We start from the raw sequence: 19706 nt of genomic DNA on the forward strand, positions 1-19706 counted from the left end.
GGACTCCGAAAGGTTTGACCTTTAAGTCAGTCGCGCGAATCTGAAATCTCCGCCAAGAGATGAGGATTCGTGATGAGAGACTATCAGAGCTTAAGCCATACGAAATGGGACTGTAAATATCACGTGGTTTATATCCCTAAACGCCGGAAGCAGCGGTTATATGGTGCGCTGCGGCATGAGTTGGGAAAAATATTCCACGAGCTTGCGAGCCAGAAGGGCTGTCAGATTCTGGAGGGGCATCTGATGCGCGATCATGTCCACATGTGCATCAGCATACCGCCAAAGTACTCGGTATCGACAGTAGTCGGCTATCTGAAGGGAAAAAGTGCGATAGCGATAGCACGACACTTCGGCAGAGGTAAAAACTTCACCGGTGAAGTTTTCTGGGCTCGAGGTTATTTCGTTTCAACCGTTGGTTTGGATGAAGCCACGGTCAGGGCGTACATACGCAACCAGGAGAGAGAAGACGAACGATACGATCAAATGAAACTGAACGTATAGCAGCCGCCCTGGGCGGCTCATGGTTTGTCGGCGCCTTTGAGGCGCTCACCCTAAAGCCTCCGGCTCTGCCGGAGGATACTTACTCACATGGACCCATTTCAACATTTTCAAAATAGAGGATGATCCCTTCATCACAATGATTGGCACGGAAAAGTGGAAGGTTTCCAAACCGGGTTCCAGCTAAGCGGGAAATAATATCGAGGCATCCACCCAGCAGACGCCCCTGAAAAAAGACATCAGAATTGGCTATATTTAACGCCTTCCATTCGGTTTTTTGTGTCAGGTTAAATCCTGCGCAGGTATTAGTTCCCCACTGATTTTCTTCGATTTGAAATGCAACGGAGGCATGTTGATGAACCGTACTCCCCCGTTCACTTTCAAGAATGCACCATATAGCCTGGGTCGTTGCATCTAGATTTTCGGCACCCAAGTCCATCAGGTTTGGGCCGTGCAATGTTGCCCACCCAGTAAGCGTGGTCAGAGGAAATTGAAATGTCGTCAGATCAGAGAAACCGACAAACCACTTGGGTTCACACTCACGTAATTGTTCGAAGTTCATCAATTCCAGCAATTCCATCCCAAGATCACCTCCCCAGGGAGGCATAATGGCTTTTATTTCTGGATTAGTCAGAAACGTCATCAACTCAGTTGCCCTGGCTGTTTTGTCTGCACTTCTGTTTTTATGCTGAGACCGTAAGCAATTCCCTTCCAGAATCCGATATCCTCTTCTCTCGAGATTTCTGATAGCCATGTCCAGTCGTGCATGCAAATGTGAAGGAACACCTGAGGATGGTGCTGTTATAGCAATAACGTCACCGGGGATTAGTTTGTTCGGATAAATAATTTCACTCTTTAAATCCATCGACTATTAACCCTGTTTAAAGTTTCATTTTTTGATAACGCAATAATGTAAATACGATATTGATGTCTGAAAAAATTATTGATAATAATATGCAGATAGCATTATACACGATTTTGCTCTTCGAGAATTTTATAGACGGTGGAACGTGCAATGCTGAGTTGATGAGAAATATTAGTTGCACCAATACCTTTCTGATGAAGTTCCAGAACGGCATCCCTGTCTACACTTCGCTTGCGTCCGAATTTGATGCCTTTAAGCTTCGCCTCCTGCCTGCCTTCATTAGTGCGCTCAAGAATTCTCTGGCGTTCGGCCTGTGCTACAGCTGAAAGAATAGTGATCACCATTTGCCCCATTGGTCCGTCGGTGCTAATCCCGTCATCAATGAACCGGACGGCAACGCCTTGAGTATCGAATGCTTTTATCAGGTGAATCATATCAGCAGTGTCGCGGCCAAGACGGTCAAGTTTCTTGACCAGAATGACATCACCTTCCTCCACCTTCATACGCAGCAGATCCAGCCCCTCCCTGTCGGCAGAACTGCCGGATGCCTTGTCGGTAAAGATACGGTTCGCTTTCACCCCCGCGTCTTTGAGCGCCTTGACCTGAATATCGAGTGACTGCTGGCTGGTAGAGACCCGCGCATAACCAAAAAGTCGCATATAATGTACCTTAAATCGAATATCAGACACCTTATGTCTATTATGGCAAAAATACGATTTAATAGACAGCCCATACCTTCCGTTTTATTTTGTCTGATAATTTATAATATTTCGGACGGTTGCAAAAATGTTACTAAATGCCCGTCAGGCAGGGAGGCCGATATGCCAGTTGATTTTCTGACCACGGAACAGGAACTGAATTATGGTCGCTATGTTGCAGAACCCAATGACGTGCAGCTGGCGCGCTATTTTCATCTTGATGAGCGGGATCTTGCCTTCATTAACCAGCGACGGGGAAGGCATAACCGGCTGGGAATTGCGCTTCAGCTCACTACCGCCCGCTTTCTGGGCACCTTTCTGACAGATTTAACCCGGGTTCTGCCGGATGTTCAGCATTTTGTCGCGGTGCAGCTTAACATCCGCCGTCCGGAAGTCCTTTCCCGCTACGCAGAACGGGATACCACCCTCAGAGAGCATACTGCGCTGATTAAGGAATATTACGGTTACCATACCAGCGACATTATTTTTGGCCTCTTCTGGCTGCTGGGATACCAGTTTTCCCCCCGGCTTGCCGATGCCGGTGAAGCGGTATTCTGGCGGGTGGATAAATCGGCAAATTACGGTGCACTGGACGAACTGGCACGTGGTTATGCCGATCTGTCGAAAGCCGAGGATCAGTGGGATGAGATGTTGCGAACCGCCGGTTCGCTGAAACTGGGCACCATTCATGCTTCAGAACTCATTCGCTCTTTGCTGAAAAGCTCGCGTCCATCAGGGCTGGCACAGGCGATCATGGAAGTGGGGCGCGTCAACAAGACGCTGTACCTTCTAAATTATATTGATGATGAAGATTATCGTCGGCGGATCCTGACGCAGCTAAACCGGGGAGAAGGCCGCCATGCTGTGGCGAGGGCGATCTGCTACGGGCAGCGGGGTGAGATCAGAAAGCGCTATCGTGAAGGTCAGGAAGATCAACTGGGTGCTCTGGGCCTAGTCACTAATACAGTGGTACTGTGGAACACACTTTATATGCAGGAAGCCCTCAGCCTGGATGCGCAGTAATGGAGAAGAAACCGGTGGTGAAGATATCCCCCCATGTCAGGGTAGTTGTCGCCTCTGACAGAAAAATTTCCGGGGGCCGGAGAGGACAATAATGAACACTTATTCACCTGAGCGTAAAGCCGCTCTGATCGCCAGAATGATGCCGCCACATAATCAACCGGTCGTTCAGTTAGCCCGTTCTGAGGGGATCCCGGCCAATACGCTTTATGCCTGGCGTACTCAGGCTGGCGTTCGTGTAGCGGAAAGTCAGTCAACGCCAGAATGGTCGCAGGACGCCCGCTTTGCCGTTCTCGTTGAAACCGCACCGCTTTCTGCTCATGCTGTGGCTGAATACTGTCGCCGTAAAGGTCTTTATCCTGAGCAAATTCAGCAGTGGAGGGACGAATTTATGCAGCCCGGTCAGCGTGAAGAAAGAGCCTTGATTAAAAAGCAGAAAAAAGAAATTCAGCAACTTAACCGTGAAATAGCCCGCAAGGACAAGGCGCTGGCTGAAGCCGCGGCGCTGCTCATTCTGGAAAAAAAGCTGAAGGCGTTCTTCGCCGAAGAACGCGAGGACGAATGACACCCGCGGCCGACAGATTACAGACTGATGTCCATGGTGCAGGAAGCCCTTGATGCCGGCGCCCGGCAGCACGCAGCCTGTCAGTGTGTGGGTATCAGCGAACGGACTCGCCAGCGCTGGCAACGCAGACTCTGATGACCGGCGTCCCGCTGCCCCCCGGCCGGTGCCGAAGAACAGGCTCAGCGCTGAAGAGGAGCAGCTGGTGCTGGCTGTCTGTCATGAACCCCGGTTCGCCAGTCTGCCACCGGCACAAATCGTCCCGGTGCTGGCCGATGAAGGTCGTTACATCGCCAGTGAATCGACGTTTTACCGGGTACTGCGGCGTTACGGCGAAGTCAGTCACCGGGGACGTCAGCAGGCTCCACAAAGCAGGCCGCTGTCGACCTGGAAGGCAACAGCGCCGAACCAGGTCTGGTCGTGGGACATCACGTGGCTGAAGTCGCTGACGGCGGGCCACTGGTTCTACCTGTATCTGACAGAAGACGTGTTCAGCCGCAAAATCGTGGGCTATGAAGTGCATCCGGTAGAAAGCGGGGAATATGCGGCAGAGCTGGTAAAGCGGACAGTGCTGAGCGAGCGTTGCTGGCAGGAGCCGCTGGTGCTGCATGCGGATAACGGGGCCCCCATGAAGTCACAGGTGCTGCAGGTGAAGCTTGCGGAACTGAAGATAACCGCGTCGCACAGCCGGCCACGGGTAAGCAACGACAACGCCCACGTGGAGTCGCTGTTCAGGACGCTGAAATACGTCCCGGCGTGGCCTGAGAAGGGCTTCGCGTCGCTGGAAGAGGCCCGTGCCTGGGTGGAAGGCTTCGTCGGCTGGTACAACGAAGAGCACCGGCACAGCGGTATCCGCTATGTGACGCCGGGTCAGCGGCACAGAGGCGAAGACCGTCAACTTCTGTCACAGCGAAAATCGGTGTACGAGGCCGCGAAAAAGCAGCATCCGCACCGCTGGTCAGGGGCAACGCGAAACTGGAGCCGGCAGGAAGAAGTGTGGCTAAATCCGGAGCGGGAAACGCGGGCCGCATGAATCAACTGAGGCGACAACTACCTTGACACGCACCGATATCGCCCGGTTATCCCCACTGATGCACGGGCATATCAATATGCTGGGGCATTATACGTTCACGCTACCGGAGGATATTTTGAAGGGGGAACTGAGGGTATTAAATTTCAATTTAAACAATGAATTACTTTCTTAGCGTACGTTTTCGTTCCATTGGCCCTCAAACCCCTTTGTCAGCGCACAGGGCGGCAGGCATGCCACGGAATTAGTGGAGGAAAGGCTCCACGGGATCGCCAGAAAACGATGGCTTCTGACACAGGCCGCAGGATAAGTGCGCCCGAAAAATGGGTTTCCGGTTAAAAAACCGCCGAAAACAGTATTTTATTGCCATGATTTCCCCGACAACACACCATCACTGCGTTTCGGGAGCCTGTGTTCATGGTCAGTGAGTTTTTAAAACGTTTTTCCAAATTCCTAACCATCAAGCCCTATCATTAGGGCGAACTGCAGTCTACACCGGTTATCGCCGAACCGGATGGGGTCAGCCGAAGATGTTGCAGTGGTTGCGTTGTACTTTTATCAGGTGAAGCTTCTTTTTTACCGGTAGCCAGTATGTTGTGGGTGGTCGACTAACAAAACGATGAATGAACAATGCAGCACTTTATAAATCCTGAAATGAATTACTGATTGCCGCGATGACTGCTTGAATGCGCTCCGCTGACCAGATATCCGGACTGACGACCAGCCAGATATCGACAGGCTCGCTGCGTGCAGGCATAACATTTACCAGTTCAGGGCAGCATCGCTGCACTATTTCTCCGGCCATCATCCCCACACCCAGCCCCTGGCGCAGCGCTTCGATAAACAGCCACTGAGACGTTGCCTCCAGTACAATATGTCCGTTTGTCAGCGACTCTCCGCACAGCCGCTGCCAGTACTGCGGAACAGACGTCTCGGGAAACATCACCAGGTTATGACCTGAAAACGCACTGCCGGGCGCTGGCAGACCTCGGCGGACAACATATTCATGAGAAGCATATAACCCCGTATGGAAGGTTGCCAGACGGCGAATAATTAAATTGCCGTCTGACGGACGGGCGCTGCGTACTGCCAGGTCAGCGGCCCCCCTCCGGATATCCACAATCTCAGGAGAGGTGGAAAGCGTTACCTGAATGTCAGGGTGGCGTTGCCTCAGGGCTGACAGAGCGGGTAGGAGAAAACATCTGCCCAACGAATCAGTGGAGGCAATATGTACTTTTCCTGCCAGGGAGGCGTTCATTCCTGCGCTTTTACGTTCAATTGTCGTCGCCGTGGCTTCCATCTGTTCAATATCAGGCAACAGTCGCTCCCCGTATTCCGTCAGACGGTAGCCTTCCGGATACCGGTTGAATAACGTGGTGTTGAGTTCTTCTTCCATATGGCGCAGGCGGCGTGCCACCGTGGCCTGGTCCACATTCAGGCTGGCAGCAGCAGCCCGTAAACTTCCTGTCCGGGCGACCGCCAGCAGGTAACGGATATTATCCCAGTTCATAATGCTCCGGCATTTTTGCAACGGGGGTGCCTGTTTCCGCTGCGTTTTCAGGTCTCCCTTTCTTTTTTACACTTCATACCCTGGCTCGCCAACAGGAAAGAAGAATGAAAGGTCCGCTCACCGTCCCGCATGAACGACATCAGTTCATTGTCCTAGTCACGCTCTGTGTCGGGATGTTTATGGCAATACTGGATGTGAATGTAATTAATATCGCCACCATCAGCATCCGTTCTGAATTCCTTGTCCCGGTTTCTGCCATCACCTGGGCGGTGGATGCGTATAATCTGTCCCTTTGCGGCCTCATGTTGTCGTGAGGCACGCTGGCTGATCGCTATGGTTCCCGCCACATCTGGTTATCCGGTCTTGTCCTGTTTACGTGCGCTTCACTCGGGTGCGGTATGAGTGTGGCGATGTGGCAGTTAATTTCCTTCCGCATTCTCCAGGGCGCTGGTGCGGCGTTGTTTATTCCGGCCTCATTCTCTCTTTTATCAGCGGGCTGGCCGGACAGGCACGCACGACAACAGGCTATCGGCATATTTGGCGGTCTGGTGTCCGTTGCGGCGGCGGCAGGCCCGGTACTTGGTGGTGTTCTGGTGGGGAATTTTGGCTGGCGCAGCATCTTTCTCATCAATCTGCCTGTGGGGCTGTACGGTATCAGCTCCGGTTACAGGCTGTTGCCCGCTGCCCTGCCATCCCGTTTACGGGCACTGGATTTCACCGGCCAGGTGCTAGCGATGACCACGCTGGGTTGTCTGAGCCTGGGTCCTGATACAGCTCCCAGAACAGGAATGGGGCCAGAGTGCGCTGCCTTTAATGACACTGGTATCACTGTTGTGCGCCGGAGGTTTTGTCATCGTGGAGCGCAGGAGTGCGTCGCCCATGCTGCCGTTAGTGTTTTTTCGCAGTCCGGCATTCAATCTCGCCAATCTCAGCGGCTTTTTTATCAACGTCTGTTTTTTCGGCAGCCTGTATGCGCTCAGCTTTATTCTGCAACAGTGCTGGCATTACACGCCTTTTCAGTCTGGTATGGCGATCCTGCCGCTGGCATTTTTTCTCTTTGTCGGCAATCTGTCCGCAGGGCGACTAATGCGGCGCTGGGGAATAAAAAAACAGATGGTCACCGGGCTTCTCGCGGGCAGTGTGGGTTATGCAGGTATGATATCGTTACACGGGCAGATAACACTGCTGGTCTTTCTTTCAATGGCCCTGCTTGCAGGTGGTGTTGCGTTTGCTGTACCGCCAATGACAGCAGCCGTACTGGCAGGCAGAACGCAGGACACAGCCGGTACTGCCTCCGCTATACATACTACTTTCCGGCAGACAGGCTCTCTGGTGGGCATTGCGCTGGCTGGGCTGATCTTCTCATGCACACAACACCCCGTCACCGTACTAATGGGCTTATCAGCGCTGATCCACCTGCTGCTGGCACTGATGAATGCTGTGATGCATCCTGAGATTAATTAATCTGTATTTGTCTGATTAATATTTATACCCATGATACGTCAAGTTGCAGGAGCAGGAGATCAAGGCAACAGTAAGGGTAACTTGTTTAAGTACTACCATCCTGCATATTGAAGTTACTTGGGTGTAATTTTTTAACGTATGCTCCTGGCACAGGAGCTGCCTGTCAGCTCAGGTTTGGCTCTGTTTTATAGCTGTGTCAGGTCTAATCTACGCTAATACATTTTATCGGTACGAGCCTTTCGCCAGCCTGAAAGTCCGGACGTATCTCCGTCATTCTGAGGGCATCAACAGAGAAAACCTTATATATGCCCTGATGCCGGGGCACACCAGGCCAGCGACGTATGCCGGTCTCAGTCCACAGGCGGGCTAACCCTGTAGACGGTGCTTCACTTTTCTGACCATGCATCAAATATCTATCGATGCTGCTGATACCGCCGCTCTTCGTCTCGTGTTTTCCAGTCGCTGTACCCCGGACAGATGTCTACTGTATGCGACAAGGTGGCAAACCCGGAAATGGCCATCTCCATAATTTCTGAATGCCGACATGACCATGAGGCGATAAAAGCGCAAACGTAAGACAACATACCTCCAAGTCTTTGGAACTTAACCGTGCCAGGCCCACCCCTCGCCGCGCGGACGAAAAAAAGAGAAAAATGAAAAAAAGAAAAAAAGAATATGCCGAAAATGTGCACAGCCGTGACTCACGCAGAGCGTGACGCTCCGGGGCAAAGGCCTAGCAGGGCTAAGGGGCATGTTGTCTTACGTTTGGTGTAGTTGTCCCTTCCTCCCGTCTCGTCGAAATTTCTTACTGAGTTAGGTTTTAGTTTGTTTGGTACATCAGCTACAACCGGTTAAGTGTTCAGTAAAACGTTCAGAACTTACGATGACCTTGAAGTGTGGGCTGATGATGCATTAAGACGATTACTCGTCATCAGGGGATGGCCATCTGAAGATATTTCGCCGGTGTGATCCACGTTTTTGCTGTCGACTACAGTAGATAAATTCCCTGCTGTGGCTCGCTACCGACTCCCTACCGCATCGACCACAGTAGACATTTCACCGACTGCGGCCCGCTACCAGCTGCCCGTCACCGGCGTCGACTACAGTAGACAACTCTCCTGTTGCGGCCAGCTGCCGGTTCACCTCCACCGGCGTCGCCTACAGTAGACATTTACCCTGCTGCGGCCCACTACCAGCTCCCCACCACCGGTGTCGCCTACAGTAGACATTTACCTAGCCGTGGTCCGCTCCCCGGGACGCCGCCACCGGCGTCGACCACAGTAGACATTTTCCCTGCTACGACCCGCTACCAGCTCACCACCACCGGTGTCGCCTACAGTAGACATTTACCTAGGCTGTGTCCCTTAATTACATAACCTCTTGTAAAACAATCGGATGCAACCCAGTTTCACCATCGCCAGATAATTCCTCGCCGTTTTGTCGTAACGTGTGGCAATGCGGCGGTATTCTTTCAGGCGACCAAAGCACCTCTCAACAACATTGCGATTGCGGTAGGCTTCACGATCGAGTGGTGAACGACCATCTGTGGCCATTTTTTCATTGGATTTACGCGGGATGACAACTTTTATCCCTCTTCTTTTCAGTTCGTTACGTAACGCATGTCCGGAGTAGGCTTTATCAGCCAGTACTGCATGACCACGGCGCTTGATACTTCCGTTCTGGCGCTGAACACCGATACCGTCCAGAAGACGTTGTGCAAACTGGCTTTCGTGAGCCTGACCGGGACTCAGTACGATGTTTAACGGCAGACCACTTCCGTCTGTCGCCAGATGAATTTTGGTGCCAAAACCACCGCGAGAGCGACCCAGCCCATTATCTCCGGTGATATCGGGTTGTTTTTTTGCGCACCGGCAGCACATTTCAGCGCCCGGATATTGCTGCCATCCAGTGCAGTGGCCGACCAGTCCACGAGGCCATGTGCATCCAGAGCTGAAAGTAACTTGTTGAAAATAATGTTAATCACACCCGATTTTGACCATCGGTTAAAGCGGTTATAAACGGTCTTCCATGGGCCGTACCGTTCAGGTAAATCACGCCATGGTGCACCTGAACACAGCACCCAGAACATGCCGTTGATGATCATACGATGCTCCGCCCACGGACGCCCGGCCTGTGGAGAGGCAGACGCTGCTGGCAGAAAGGGTTGGATGATAGTCCATGCTTCATCGGGAATGTCGTAGCGAGCCATAGTTTAATATGTTGTGGAAACAGACAGTTACTATAGCTCAGGTGATTACGGGACACAGCCTAGCCGTGGTCCGCTCCCCGGGACGCCGCCACCGGCATCGACCACAGTAGACATTTACCCTGCTGCGGCCCACTACCAGCTCCCCGCCGCCAGCGTCGACTACAGTAGACAACTCTCCTGTTGCGGCCAGCTGCCGGTTCACCTCCACCGGCATCGACCACAGTAGACATTTACCCTGCTGTGGCCGCTCACGGTTCCACGTCACCGTCGTCGACTACAGTAGACATTCACCCTGCTGCGGCCCGCTACCAGCTCACCACCGGCGTCGGTTACAGTAGACATTTTCCCTGCTGTGGCCGCTCACGGTTCCACGTCACCGTCGTCGACTACAGTAGACATTCACCCTGCTGCGGCCCGCTACCAGCTCACCACCGGCGTCGGTTACAGTAGACATTTTCCCTGCTGTGGCCGCTCACGGTTCCACGTCACCGTCGTCGACTACAGTAGACATTCACCCTGCTGCGGCCCGCGACCAACTCCCCGCCACCGGCATCGACTACAGTAGAAAATTACCCGACTGCGACCCGCTACCAGCTGCCCGTCACCGGCGTCGACCACAGTAGACATTTTCCCTGCTGTGGCCGCTCACGGTTCCACGTCACCGTCGTCGACTACAGTAGACATTCACCCTGCTGCGGCCCGCGACCAACTCCCCGCCACCGGCATCGACTACAGTAGAAAATTACCCGACTGCGACCCGCTACCAGCTGCCCGCCGCCAGCGTCGACTACAGTAGAAAATTACCCGACTGCGACCCGCTACCAGCTCACCACCGGCGTCGGTTACAGTAGACATTTTCCCTGCTGTGGCCGCTCACGGTTCCACGTCACCGTCGTCGACTACAGTAGACATTCACCCTGCTGCGGCCCGCGACCAACTCCCCGCCACCGGCATCGACTACAGTAGAAAATTACCCGACTGCGACCCGCTACCAGCTGCCCGTCACCGGCGTCGACCACAGTAGACATTTTCCCTGCTACGACCCGCTACCAGCTCACCACCGGCGTCGGTTACAGTAGACATTTTCCCTGCTGTGGCCGCTCACGGTTCCACGTCACCGTCGTCGACTACAGTAGACATTCACCCTGCTGCGGCCCGCGACCAACTCCCCGCCACCGGCATCGACTACAGTAGAAAATTACCCGACTGCGACCCGCTACCAGCTGCCCGTCACCGGCGTCGACTACAGTAGAAAGTAAGTATCCTCCGGCAGAGCCGGAGGCTTTAGGGTGAGCGCCTCAAAGGCGCCGACAAACCATGAGCCGCCCAGGGCGGCTGCTATACGTTCAGTTTCATTTGATCGTATCGTTCGTCTTCTCTCTCCTGGTTGCGTATGTACGCCCTGACCGTGGCTTCATCCAAACCAACGGTTGAAACGAAATAACCTCGAGCCCAGAAAACTTCACCGGTGAAGTTTTTACCTCTGCCGAAGTGTCGTGCTATCGCTATCGCACTTTTTCCCTTCAGATAGCCGACTACTGTCGATACCGAGTACTTTGGCGGTATGCTGATGCACATGTGGACATGATCGCGCATCAGATGCCCCTCCAGAATCTGACTGCCCTTCTGGCTCGCAAGCTCGTGGAATATTTTTCCCAACTCATGCCGCAGCGCACCATATAACCGCTGCTTCCGGCGTTTAGGGATATAAACCACGTGATATTTACAGTCCCATTTCGTATGGCTTAAGCTCTGATAGTCTCTCATCACGAATCCTCATCTCTTGGCGGAGATTTCAGATTCGCGCGACTGACTTAAAGGTCAAACCTTTCGGAGTCCCCCGGCAAAGCCGGGGGTTTACCGGATTTAATTACCCGACTGCGACCCGCTACCAGCTCACCACCGGCGTCGGTTACAGTAGACATTTTCCCTGCTGTGGCCGCTCACGGTTCCACGTCACCGTCGTCGACTACAGTAGACATTCACCCTGCTGCGGCCCGCGACCAACTCCCCGCCACCGGCATCGACTACAGTAGAAAATTACCCGACTGCGACCCGCTACCAGCTGCCCGTCACCGGCGTCGACCACAGTAGACATTTTCCCTGCTACGACCCGCTACCAGCTCACCACCACCGGTGTCGCCTACAGTAGACATTTACCTAGCCGTGGTCCGCTCCCCGGGACGCCGCCACCGGCATCGACCACAGTAGACATTCACCCTGCTGCGGCCCACTACCAACTCCCCACCGCCAGCGTCGACTACAGTAGACAACTCTCCTGTTGCGGCAAGCTTTCGTATAACCAACTGGTCTATACTTCTCAGTGTGCGCTTTGTTATTTTTCCGTTTTTGTCACTAAACCACACAGGTGGTTGCTTCGAGATCATCTTCAACAGCTGAAAGTCCCAAAGAGTCCTAAGTCTAGCGGTTAACTATCTGACTACATTCCAGTGTGGGAGCTTAAATGGACCTAAAAACTTGGATTAAACGATGCGAGAGTGAAATCGGTAAGCCCTATATCTGGGGGGCAAACGGACCGGATGCTTATGATTGTTCAGGTTTTGTTCAGTTTGCCCTGTCACTCATAAACCTGGACCCTCCCCGTGATAATACGGCCGCAGGTCTGTATCAACACTTCAGCAATAATGGGTACAGTTCTCCGGTGCCAATGGCTGATGATGCTGAAGTTGGCGACCTGCTTTTTTTTGGTACTGATAAAGGAGTATTTCATGTCGCGTTGGCGTGGGGAGGCGGTCGAATGCTTGAAGCTGGCGGGGGAGGAAGCAAAACCGTAACTGTCGATATTGCTCGTAAAGAGAATGCTGAAGCGCGAATTCAGATAATAAGTGCAACGCTCGGTCATGTGGATGGAGGGACGGTTAGCTGCCGATAAGCTATCCTGCTCTTCCGACCAAAGATGAGCGAGTCACTATGAAATATCAGCAGCTAACCGAAGGGTTACGATACCAGATAGCCCTGTTGTGTGAAGATAAAGTGAGTCAGGCAGAGATTGCCCGCCGCTCAGACGTCAGCAAATCAACGGTCTCGCGGGAACTGCGTCGTAATCGTTCTGTAGATGGCTACCAGCCAGCGGCAGCACAGAAGCTCAGTACCAGCCGCCGTAAAGCGGCCGGCAAACGCAGGATGCACGAGGATACGGTCTTCTTTGTTGAGGCTGCGCTAAACTGGCTGTGGAGTCCGGAACAGATCAGCGCCGTTGGCCGTATCATCGGCAGACCGGTTAGTCACGAGTGGATTTACCAGCATGTTCAGGCTGATAAAGCCATTGGCGGCGAACTATACAGGCTCCTCCGGCAGGGTAAACGCCGCTATCGCAAAGGCTATGGTAAAAAGCGAAGTCCGATACCTGACGCCGTATCCATCGAACAGAGACCGGCCGTTGTTGATGCTCGTACCCGACCGGGTGACCGGGAAGCGGATCTGGTTCCGGGTAAACAAGGCACCGGAGCCATCGTGACGCTGGTCGAGCGTAAAAGCCGTATTTATCTGACGAAAAAGGTGTTTTCGAAAGATTCAGCCGAAGTGGCCACAGCCATTATCTCGATGCTGAGCGGCTACAAAGATGTCTGCCATACCATCACGTTCGACAATGGCGGGGAGTTTACTCAGCACAAAGAGATCGCAGCGGCCCTGGAAACGGAAACCTGCTTCGCTCACCCCTATGCTTCGTGGGAACGTGGGCTAAATGAGAATACCAATGGGCTGTTGAGGCAGTTTATCCCCAAAGGAACTGACCTGACAGCAGTGACGGATGATGAGCTCCGCAAGTACCAGGGAGCACTGAACAGCAGGCCACGAAAATGCCTCAAATTCCGGCAGCCTTCAGAGGTCTTTGCAGAGTTAAGAAAGGCGGCTTAGCGTTGCACTTCGAACTTGAATCCGCCCTTCTCCAACCTGCCACCACTAACCGAATGGCTGGATGATAGCCGTCGTATACAACTGAAGCGACCATTTGGGTATGTTCTGGTCAGTAAGTATCCTCCGGCAGAGCCGGAGGCTTTAGGGTGAGCGCCTCAAAGGCGCCGACAAACCATGAGCCGCCCAGGGCGGCTGCTATACGTTCAGTTTCATTTGATCGTATCGTTCGTCTTCTCTCTCCTGGTTGCGTATGTACGCCCTGACCGTGGCTTCATCCAAACCAACGGTTGAAACGAAATAACCTCGAGCCCAGAAAACTTCACCGGTGAAGTTTTTACCTCTGCCGAAGTGTCGTGCTATCGCTATCGCACTTTTTCCCTTCAGATAGCCGACTACTGTCGATACCGAGTACTTTGGCGGTATGCTGATGCACATGTGGACATGATCGCGCATCAGATGCCCCTCCAGAATCTGACAGCCCTTCTGGCTCGCAAGCTCGTGGAATATTTTTCCCAACTCATGCCGCAGCGCACCATATAACCGCTGCTTCCGGCGTTTAGGGATATAAACCACGTGATATTTACAGTCCCATTTCGTATGGCTTAAGCTCTGATAGTCTCTCATCACGAATCCTCATCTCTTGGCGGAGATTTCAGATTCGCGCGACTGACTTAAAGGTCAAACCTTTCGGAGTCCCCCGGCAAAGCCGGGGGTTTACCGGATTTAATTATTAATGGTATCAAGCAAAGTCAACCACCCAAAGCTCCCATATACCCATCACCAGCATCGAGTATAGTAGACATTCTCCTTGCAGCTGCCGACTCTCTGTTCTCCTCCACCGGCATCGACTACAGTAGGCAATCTCCCTTCTGAGGTCATTTGCCGGAACACAAACCGTTTACTTTAAAGACGGATTTCTCTTGATGATCTGAAATGCGATCTTATTACCTTCTTTAAGCTCTTGGTATTCAAGATATCCGATATCTTCCAACTGCTTAAGCGCCTTTCTTACTGTAGAGTTTTGAAGAGCCGGTCTCGAAGTCAGTGACAATCGTTTTCTAAAACGTTCAATACTAACGGGGATGGGATTAGGAGGAAGAGCCTCAATGAACGTGTATAAAGCTTGTGCCGATTCCTTACGAGCGAGGGCTTTAAGGGCCCTTAACTTCAAGAGTATCTTGTATTCCCCTACATACAGATCCTTCAGAGTTTTTGATGGGGTCAGGATGACTTTGTCATTGCCAATATCAACAGTGGACTCACCAATGAGTTGAACAAATTTTGTCACTTCAATGTTGGTTCCCCTATCCTTAGAGAACTCGACTACATTTGACATGAGCTTACGTAGCGAATCCTTGATTTTCTCCCGAAACTCAGCCTTAAGACGTCCACGTGAGAAACCACATCGCATAGCAAATTCAGTGAATCGAATCGATATCGTGCCATCATCATTCGATTCAAGCTCATTATCAGTCAGAACCGAGATGATCCCGGTCCAGACTTTGAAATCAGTATCCATATCTAGCCTTGGTCCGGAAATGGTTATCCTCTCAAAGCCTTCAGATTTCGCTATCTCTAAATGCCTAAGGTCGTCTGAAGCATTGATGTTGGATCCTACATTAGGTTTTTTAGCGATAGCTTTATTCGTGGATTTTAATGTCGGGACAAAGACACCTAGACGCATAAGCGGAACCGTCTGAACACTAGTCTCTGATGTGGAAGAAAGGATAATAACTTCGCCAGTACTCTGGTTTGTCTCTTCAACATGCAAGAATGACTCATTGATTTTGCTAGACATTTTCCTTAAGTCCTAAGTATGAATAAATCAGTTAAAAGATAGCATACAGTAGACATTTTTATAGCATACAATAGACAATATATAGCATTTAGTAGACATATTGTAGATTACAGTAGACATTATTTAGCATACAGTAGACAGCGATCCCCTTTTAAGCCAAGCTGCACAAGGCTTCTGACGATCCGGGATCTTTTTGGTACTCTCTTGATCCTCTATGGATCAGTTATTGGATCTATCTTGTGGAAAACTACTGATGTAGCCCCCTGAAACACCAGACAGTAGCTGTATCTCCAGATAAGAGATAGGCTTGAATATATGTCTAACACTAACGCCAATTTTGAGATGACAGGGATCCTGTTAGGGCAAGAAGTCCGCAAACGTAAAACTCCGCAGGAGAAAATCGCCATTATCCAGCAGACGATGAAGCCAGGCATGAATGTCTCCCATGTTGCACGCCTGCACGGTATTCAGCCCAGCCTGCTGTTTAAGTGGAAGAAGCAATATCAGGAAGGCAGTCTCACCGCCGTTGCGGCCGGAGAAGAAGTCGTTCCAGCTTCTGAGCTTACTGCGGCACTGAAGCAGGTCCGGGAGCTTCAGCGCCTGCTGGGCAAGAAGACAATGGAAGTTGAGATCCTGAAAGAAGCCGTGGAGTACGGTCAGTCGCGAAAATGGATAGCGCACGCGCCCTTGTTGCCAAAGGACGGGGAATAGCCCTGGTCAGCCGTACCCTAGGTGTGTCGCGTGCGCAGTCTGTCACTGCGAGTTAGCCGTTCTGCCGACTGGCAGGACAGGCGCTGTAACCGGCGTAATGACGAAGCAGACGCTGAAATACTGTCGGATATCCTCGATATCATCAGCGATATGCCGAGTTATGGTTATCGACGTGTGTGGGGCATCCTGCGCAAGCAACGTCGCACAGAGGGACAGCCACCAGTGAACGCCAAACGGCTTTACAGGATAATGAGTGAGCATAAGCTGTTGTTGTTGCATGACAAACCAGAGCGACCGAAGCGTGAACATAAGGGAAAAATCGCGGTGGCAGAAAGCGATATGCACTGGTGTTCAGATGGCTTCGAGTTCGGCTGCGACAACGGTGAAAAACTGCGGGTGACGTTCGCGCTGGACTGCTGCGACAGAGAAGCCATAGACTGGGCGGCGAGCACGGGAGGCTACGTCAGTTCGACGGTGCAGGATGTGATGCTGAGGTCGGTGGAAAAGCGCTTCGGCGACAGGTTGCCGGACACACCGGTGCAGTGGCTGACGGATAACGGTTCAGCATATACCGCGCATGAAACGCGGAGGTTCGCGAGAGAGCTGAATCTGGAGCCCTGCACAACAGCGGTGAGCAGCCCGCAAAGTAATGGCATGGCCGAACGGTTCGTGAAGACGATGAAGGAAGATTATATTGCGTTCATGGTTAGGAATCTGGAAAAACGTTTTAAAAACTCACTGACCATGAACACAGGCTCCCGAAACGCAGTGATGGTATGTTGTCGGGGAAATCATGACAATAAAATACGGTTTTCGGTGTGTTTTTAACCGGAAACCCATTTTTCGGGCGCACTTATCGTGCGGCCTGTGTCAGAAGCCATCGTTTCCGGGCGATGTTATGCAGCCTTTCCGCCACTAATTCCGTGGCATGCCTGCCGGCCTGTGCGCTGACAAAGCGCAGCCGGTTGCCACAGAGGATGCATTGATACGGGTCCGTGCGCAGGAACCCTTTCAACAGCGAGGCGAAGCCGGGCTGTTCCGGTTTTTTCCGCGCTTCCGTCTGCAGGGCTTCATAGACTTTTGGCAGCAGCGAACCCCGTTTGCGGTTGGACAAAAAACCGTAGTAACGCACCATCTTAAAATGCTTTGCCGGCACGTGGCTGATATCGCGCCTGAGCATCTCTTCCTGGGTCAGCGACTGCTGGCGGTACTGCTGCGTGCGGTGGTCGTAGTAATGGTGTATCACTGCGCCGCCGCTGTAGTGCCTGAGCTTTGCCGCCGACACCGGCGGTCGCTTCAGGTAGCGGCCCAGGTATTTGACGCTCCGCCAGGCGCCCCGGGTCTTCTTCGCAAAATGCACCTTCCAGCGGCGCCCGTACTGCGCCTGCAGATAGCGCTGCCACTGCTTTTTGTCGCGGATATGCCCCAGCCCCGGCAGGCTGCCGGGATTTATCAGGTCATGGCTGTGGCGCAGCAGGCGGATGACGGCTCCGCGCCAGATTTCCTCGACGGCATGTTTCTTAAAGAAGAGGTCGCGCCAGACGCCATGCCTGATATCCAGCCCGCCGCGGGTGACGGAGAGGTGAATGTGCGGGTGCTGATTGAGCTGGCGGCCGTATGTATGCAGGGCGCAGAAGATCCCGACCTCCACGCCCTGTCTGCGGGCCCAGCGAAGCATGGCGCGGGTGGCGGCGCGGAAGAGTGCATTCAGTAATGGCCAGTTGTTGTTGAAAAAGGGCCAGAGGAGGTGGGGCATGGTAAAGGTAATGTGCTGCCAGTCGCAGTCGGGAAGGATATGACTCTGCCGGGCTACCCACTGCTCAGTGGCTTTGAAGCCGCAGGAGCTGCAGGCCTTTGATTTGCAGGCTCTGGCAGAAAAAGCGGGAGTGGGTGCAGTCCGGTGATGCACAGCAGAAGCGGCGTACGCCCATGGTCGTGGTGCCGCAGGCGAGCATGCGTTCTACGCAGAGGCGGGTCCAGGGAGTGACGCGGTCACTGAATTTTCCGAGAAACGAATTCCAGCCGTCATCGACGGTGAAGAGCAATTTTGCGGGGCGTGGAATATACATGCTGTAGAGTATAAAACGGGGTTCAGGGCATGCAAAGCCCCGGAACCGCGAAGCGGTGACGCTCGCCCTGTAAGGGCGCTACTGTTCACAGCGTAACGATGCGGCCTTGTGCGTTGCAAAAATATATTGCAATAGTAAAACAAATGGCAACAGGATATCGCAATCATGCTCATCGGTTATGCCCGGGTTTCTACAAAGGGACAGGATACTCAGGCCCCGCCCCTTATGAAGGGCTCTTCAGCACCACCATTCGTAAGGGGCGTTGAATTTCCGACAATTCAGGACTGCAGTGTTACATTTTTATCTTAGCCAGATGTTTGGTCTCCTGGATTCTCGTAACGGACTCCGCCCTACAGGTTTTCATGGCGCTGAGCTGGGGTGTGGCGGATAGTATACGTGTGCTCATCACCCTTTCGATGGCGTGATAGCGCTGATTATCATGTCCATCGAAAAACCGTGGTTCTGAAGAAATTGCATCTGACGGGCTTTTTCTTTTGGCACGGACGGCGGGGTTTCGCCAAAGTTTATGATCCGGCACTGCGCTGCTATCTCTAACCAGTCCACATCGCAGTCGTTGAGCGCCTGTTCAATGACGTCCTGTGGGATACCTTTTTGCCTGAGCTCCTGCCTTATGAGCGAAGGGCCATACAGTCTTTTCAGATATCGGGATACGTTTTTTTCAGCGATACGGCGATCATTCAGGTAGTCGCGTTCAAGAAGATGGGCAATCACGCCCTCTATGGTTGTTGCGTCATCAGAACAGCGGCGTAAAACCCTGCGCATCTCGCGAAGACTGTAATCCTTATGGGATAGGAGAGATACTGCGTGTAGATAAAGTTCATCCGGTTGCATTCATTCCCCCTCGTTTTGTTAGCTAAACAATGGCGTTGAAGATTAGCCCCTTAATTGCGTAAACGTAGAAAAAAAGAGCCGGATACAGTCTAGCTGTCGCAGACGGCGCGCAGTTCCGCCGGGAGATGAATGGCAATGAAGTTCCGGGCGATGTCGGGATTGGTCAGGAAGGCCTGGAAAGCCGCGTCATGCTGCACCGGAGTGGGTGCCTGTTCCGAAAGCGCTATCTTATCACACGCCACCGAAGAATGGGGACGGTGGCGTGTAAGCTGGGTTTAAGCCACATCCGTGGACTCAGATTTCTGAAACACTATTATAACTCCAGTTTTCGCGCGTTCAAAGCCTGAGCAAGATAACGTCGGTACGCCTTCCGGAACCATTCATTTTGTTCCTCCGACATATTTCCGGTTATCGAGTCAAGGCTTACCGGGTGTCCTGAAGCCTGCATTCTGGCAAAACTACGGGCCAGAAAATGATAATTTTTCTCCAAATCAGTATTAATTTTATTCATCAGCATATACCTCCTTTTAACTCGTCAGAG

Annotated in this window: 13 protein-coding genes and 7 pseudogenes; 9 read left to right on the forward strand and 11 right to left on the reverse strand. The window is 52.5% G+C overall.

Annotation, left to right across the window (positions count from 1 at the left end; translation table 11 throughout):
• The first annotated feature begins 72 nt into the window (after positions 1-72).
• Positions 73-501 (forward strand): IS200/IS605 family transposase, encoded by a 429-nt coding sequence (tnpA, locus tag ABOC21_RS29365; RefSeq protein WP_426812394.1) that lies wholly within the window; start codon positions 73-75, stop codon positions 499-501.
• A gap of 82 nt (positions 502-583) precedes the next feature.
• Here tnpA (ABOC21_RS29365) and ABOC21_RS29370 read toward each other — a convergent pair.
• Both ABOC21_RS29370 and ABOC21_RS29375 read right to left on the reverse strand, forming a co-directional pair.
• Positions 584-1363, reverse strand: a pseudogene (locus tag ABOC21_RS29370) (S66 family peptidase); the annotation flags it as partial.
• A gap of 101 nt (positions 1364-1464) precedes the next feature.
• Complete coding sequence (locus tag ABOC21_RS29375; RefSeq protein ID WP_426815629.1) at positions 1465-2022, reverse strand: recombinase family protein; 558 nt, start codon at positions 2020-2022, stop codon at positions 1465-1467.
• Positions 2023-2184: 162 nt separating this feature from the next.
• Here ABOC21_RS29375 and ABOC21_RS29380 point away from each other — a divergent pair.
• Positions 2185-3112, forward strand: a pseudogene (locus tag ABOC21_RS29380) (Tn3 family transposase); the annotation flags it as partial.
• 63 nt (positions 3113-3175) lie between these two features.
• Positions 3176-4676 (forward strand): annotated as a pseudogene (locus ABOC21_RS29385) (IS3 family transposase).
• 637 nt (positions 4677-5313) lie between these two features.
• On the opposite strand, the gene ABOC21_RS29390 reads toward ABOC21_RS29385, so the two are convergent.
• Positions 5314-6183, reverse strand: a complete 870-nt coding sequence (locus ABOC21_RS29390) for a LysR family transcriptional regulator (RefSeq protein ID WP_426815630.1) — start codon at positions 6181-6183, stop codon at positions 5314-5316.
• A gap of 104 nt (positions 6184-6287) precedes the next feature.
• On the opposite strand from ABOC21_RS29390, the gene ABOC21_RS29395 reads away from it, so the two are divergent.
• The 3 genes and pseudogenes from ABOC21_RS29395 to ABOC21_RS29405 all read left to right on the forward strand — a co-directional run bounded on the left by ABOC21_RS29395 (position 6288) and on the right by ABOC21_RS29405 (position 7647).
• Positions 6288-6497, forward strand: coding sequence for a hypothetical protein (locus tag ABOC21_RS29395; RefSeq protein ID WP_426815631.1), 210 nt, complete (start codon positions 6288-6290; stop codon positions 6495-6497).
• Between the two features lie 6 nt (positions 6498-6503).
• Positions 6504-6884, forward strand: a pseudogene (locus ABOC21_RS29400) (MFS transporter); the annotation flags it as partial.
• 178 nt (positions 6885-7062) lie between these two features.
• The gene (locus ABOC21_RS29405) at positions 7063-7647 is read left to right on the forward strand and encodes an MFS transporter (protein WP_426815632.1); all 585 of its coding nucleotides are present in this window, start codon (positions 7063-7065) and stop codon (positions 7645-7647) included.
• Positions 7648-9011: 1364 nt separating this feature from the next.
• Here ABOC21_RS29405 and ABOC21_RS29410 read toward each other — a convergent pair.
• Together ABOC21_RS29410 and tnpA (ABOC21_RS29415) are read right to left on the reverse strand one after the other, a co-directional pair.
• A protein-coding gene (locus tag ABOC21_RS29410; RefSeq protein WP_426812222.1) for an IS5 family transposase occupies positions 9012-9856 on the reverse strand; the annotation gives its coding sequence in 2 pieces (ribosomal slippage) (positions 9012-9511 and positions 9511-9856; 846 coding nt in all).
• Positions 9857-11194: 1338 nt separating this feature from the next.
• Positions 11195-11623 (reverse strand): IS200/IS605 family transposase, encoded by a 429-nt coding sequence (gene tnpA / locus ABOC21_RS29415; protein ID WP_426815608.1) that lies wholly within the window; start codon positions 11621-11623, stop codon positions 11195-11197.
• A 697-nt stretch (positions 11624-12320) separates the two neighbouring features.
• Between tnpA (ABOC21_RS29415) and ABOC21_RS29420 the strand changes: the two genes are divergently transcribed.
• Both ABOC21_RS29420 and ABOC21_RS29425 read left to right on the forward strand, forming a co-directional pair.
• Positions 12321-12749 (forward strand): C40 family peptidase, encoded by a 429-nt coding sequence (locus tag ABOC21_RS29420; protein WP_426815633.1) that lies wholly within the window; start codon positions 12321-12323, stop codon positions 12747-12749.
• Positions 12750-12787: 38 nt separating this feature from the next.
• Entirely contained in the window at positions 12788-13735 is a 948-nt protein-coding gene (locus ABOC21_RS29425; protein WP_426815634.1) for an IS30 family transposase, read from the forward strand.
• A 195-nt stretch (positions 13736-13930) separates the two neighbouring features.
• Here ABOC21_RS29425 and tnpA (ABOC21_RS29430) read toward each other — a convergent pair whose 3' ends face one another.
• Together tnpA (ABOC21_RS29430) and ABOC21_RS29435 are read right to left on the reverse strand one after the other, a co-directional pair.
• Positions 13931-14359, reverse strand: a complete 429-nt coding sequence (gene tnpA / locus ABOC21_RS29430; protein ID WP_426812394.1) for an IS200/IS605 family transposase — start codon at positions 14357-14359, stop codon at positions 13931-13933.
• Between the two features lie 274 nt (positions 14360-14633).
• Positions 14634-15533 carry a RepB family plasmid replication initiator protein gene (locus tag ABOC21_RS29435; protein ID WP_069476592.1) on the reverse strand — a complete coding sequence of 300 codons (900 nt, stop codon included), beginning with the start codon at positions 15531-15533 and terminating at the stop codon, positions 14634-14636.
• Between the two features lie 342 nt (positions 15534-15875).
• Here ABOC21_RS29435 and ABOC21_RS29440 point away from each other — a divergent pair.
• Positions 15876-16949: pseudogene (locus ABOC21_RS29440) on the forward strand (IS3 family transposase); the annotation flags it as partial.
• 148 nt (positions 16950-17097) lie between these two features.
• Here ABOC21_RS29440 and ABOC21_RS29445 read toward each other — a convergent pair.
• The 4 genes and pseudogenes from ABOC21_RS29445 to ABOC21_RS29460 form a co-directional block, all read right to left on the reverse strand.
• A pseudogene (locus ABOC21_RS29445) lies at positions 17098-18313 on the reverse strand (IS91 family transposase).
• Positions 18314-18718: 405 nt separating this feature from the next.
• Positions 18719-19165, reverse strand: a complete 447-nt coding sequence (locus tag ABOC21_RS29450) for a regulatory protein RecX (RefSeq protein ID WP_426815635.1) — start codon at positions 19163-19165, stop codon at positions 18719-18721.
• A 95-nt stretch (positions 19166-19260) separates the two neighbouring features.
• Positions 19261-19392, reverse strand: a pseudogene (locus ABOC21_RS29455) (Rpn family recombination-promoting nuclease/putative transposase); the annotation flags it as partial.
• An 86-nt stretch (positions 19393-19478) separates the two neighbouring features.
• Positions 19479-19682, reverse strand: coding sequence for a cell surface composition regulator GlgS (locus ABOC21_RS29460; RefSeq protein ID WP_426815636.1), 204 nt, complete (start codon positions 19680-19682; stop codon positions 19479-19481).
• Positions 19683-19706 lie beyond the last annotated feature (24 nt).

Origin of the sequence: Klebsiella sp. WOUb02 (assembly GCF_050058015.1) — a bacterium.
GTDB lineage: Bacteria > Pseudomonadota > Gammaproteobacteria > Enterobacterales > Enterobacteriaceae > Klebsiella.